We start from the raw sequence: 2,621 nt of genomic DNA, 5'->3' as shown, positions 1-2,621 counted from the left end.
TTTTTATCGGCTGCATAGCTAGGCATTGTTGAGCCAAAAACCATAATCAGTGCCAGCAGGCCGAAAAGAGCCTTTTTTGTATCAAACATAGTTATCTCCTGTCTAATTATTAGAAATTGACGGAGATTGCCGCGCTTCGCTCGCAATGTCAGTTGCTTAGATTTAGCCTCAAAAAAGTTGAATCGCGATAGCTAACTGCGGCGATCTCGATATATCACTAAATGGAAAATATATCTAAAATCATTTAAGAGTTTTTCCGCTAATTTTATATTTTATTCTACAGCCAACTACGTTTTCCTGCAATTTTTTGTAAGGCAAAATGTAGAAAAGCCACCGCATGGTGGCTTTTCTACATTATATGGGCGCTTTTACCTGCAGGCCATAGGTTTCAATTTCATCCTTAGTTTGGATATACATCAGCGAATCGGCTTGAATGTTGACATCTTCGCCTCTGACAAAGGCTCCACCGACTACGCCTACCGGTCCTAGAATTGCCAATCCGACAACGGTAGCTCCAGCGGCTTTGGCTAGCGATTTAGTTTCTTCTTTGGCTTTGTCTCCTAAAAAGGTAGCAATGCTGTTTCCGTCCATAGTTTCGATTGAATCAAACGTTATTTCTAGTTTGGCATCACGGCCAAAATTTTTAGCCGGCTCAACTTTGGTTACTTTACCAAAGCCTTGCGCGCCTTTGGCAATAACTAATTGTCCGCCGGAATAGACGTCGTCAGCGGCTTGGAACATGACCACATCACCGGGTCGACTGGTCTTTGTGTTAAGCGGAGTTACTATCTTTATTTTTACTAGGGTATCTTTATCTAAGATAGTATTTGCGGTAGCAATTTGTCCATCGGTATAGGCAAGCTTCAGCAATTTGTTAACGCGGTCTTCAAATGCGCCAGCCGTAGAGCTACCAAGCAGAACGCGTTCAAGGTTTTCAACACGCTCCTTGGCCGGTAGTGATGTAACATCATGCGTTAAGGCCCACTCGACTGCGTTTAATTTCATTATAAACGACGGAGCAAAATCAGAGTTATCTTTAGTATATGTATATATTCTGTCTAACTTAGTCATAAGCGCATCTTGCGTTTCGACACCATAAATATCGTTTTCGAGTTTGGCAGTCCGCTCTACCAGTGAGCCAGTCTGCTCACTGCCATAGTATATTTTTTCTACCGCGACTATCTTATCCAGTAGCGTCATATCCTGCATATTTTGTGCCGACGCGAATGTCGAAAACATGAACATTATAAGTAGTATACTTACGATAATCTTTTGGCGCATTTATAGATTCCTCCCTTTTCGCTTTCATCACATATTTCGCGAAGATAAAGGAAAATCCTGCCGATAGATGGCAAAATAACTAAGTCTAGATTACCTGCTAGCGAATTACACACCCCACCCTGAGGGCACCCCTCTCAAGAGGGGATTTTGGGTTACGGAGGGGACGGGGAATAAAAAAGAGATTGCCACGTCGCTTTGGCTCCTCGCAATGACAACTTAGATAGACCAATGTCATTGCGAGCGCAGCGTGGCAATCTCGTACTTGTATATGTATTTATTTACGTTTATATTTTTACGTCAATTAAAGCTGATACCCCAACGCCTTGGACGCGGGAGAATTTGACAGGATTTTTGCTGTCGATTGGAATGAGCGCTTTAACGCGGAACTGTTTGCCGTTAAAATTGCCTTCAAGTTGCAGACAGGCTTGAGTTCTATCAACTAATTCCTGCGGGCCGGTTATCTGGGCTGCACCTACGTAACCGCCGCTGCCGATGGTAATAATCGGGACGACCTTAGTTGCATAATCTGTGCCAGCCCCATGTTTTGCTGTCAAGGTGTTAATAAAGTTATTTAACGGGCCAGAGAATTTATCAACCACGAATCCGATGCCGCCGACTTTTAAGACATCTCCCAAACTAAAGGCCTGGGTAGCCGGGACAGCTGCAACTGAAAGCAAGCAAATTAACAAAAGACCTGTTACAAATTTTTTCTTCATATTTTTAATCCTCCTTATAGATCTGACTATGTAGTCATTCTATACATGATATGCCATTTCCTGCTGAAGTATGGCAACTTTTTCTTATACCTTAAAGAAAAAACCACCAAGTTTCCTTGGTGGCTCTAGACTTATTTGTTTTAGCATACTTTATTAGAATTTATATGAAACAGTTGTGCGGAAGGAGTTGTACGATTCGTTAGTATCTACAGTCTTCATATCTTTATAGAATACGTTCAAGGTTGTATCTTCATTAATCTTATGATTGAAGCTATAGTACATACCTTTGCCGTTTGGATCAAAGTCTGTCCATGCACCCATATCGCCATTAGCCTCTACTTTGCTGTAAATAGCGGAAAGTGAGTTCTTCTCATCAAGTGCATAGCTAGTTCCTAATACAAAGGCTTTATTAGCATCGTTAGCATCAGACTTAGCAAATTCAGCAAAGTAACCAACTTTGCCATGGTTGTAGGCTGCATCTAAAGCCCAGTAGTTTGTGGCATCGCTGCCTTCGATATCATATTTTGCCAGAGTTCCGCCTAAAGTCCAAGCTTCAGCTGGGCTAAAGGATGCATGCAAACCATAAACCTTGTTGTCTGTACCATTTTCTTTACCGGCAATAAG

General features: G+C 42.0%; 3 protein-coding genes. All 3 read right to left on the bottom strand.

What is annotated here, in order from left to right; all coding sequences use genetic code 11:
- Positions 1-354: 354 nt before the first annotated feature.
- Positions 355-1,281: a hypothetical protein gene (locus GX348_01500; protein NLP40861.1), complete on the bottom strand. Its 927-nt coding sequence runs from the start codon at positions 1,279-1,281 to the stop codon at positions 355-357.
- A 284-nt stretch (positions 1,282-1,565) separates the two neighbouring features.
- Positions 1,566-1,997 carry a hypothetical protein gene (locus GX348_01495; protein NLP40860.1) on the bottom strand — a complete coding sequence of 144 codons (432 nt, stop codon included), beginning with the start codon at positions 1,995-1,997 and terminating at the stop codon, positions 1,566-1,568.
- A 153-nt stretch (positions 1,998-2,150) separates the two neighbouring features.
- Positions 2,151-2,621, bottom strand: a 471-nt coding sequence (locus GX348_01490; GenBank protein ID NLP40859.1) for a hypothetical protein, incomplete at its 5' end; no start/stop codon positions are given.

It is taken from the genome of Veillonellaceae bacterium (assembly GCA_012523975.1).
Taxonomy (GTDB): Bacteria; Bacillota; Negativicutes; order JAAYSF01; family JAAYSF01; genus JAAYSF01.
The sequence above is the reverse complement of the archived record's forward strand: the minus strand, read 5'-3'. Positions and strand labels throughout refer to the sequence as shown.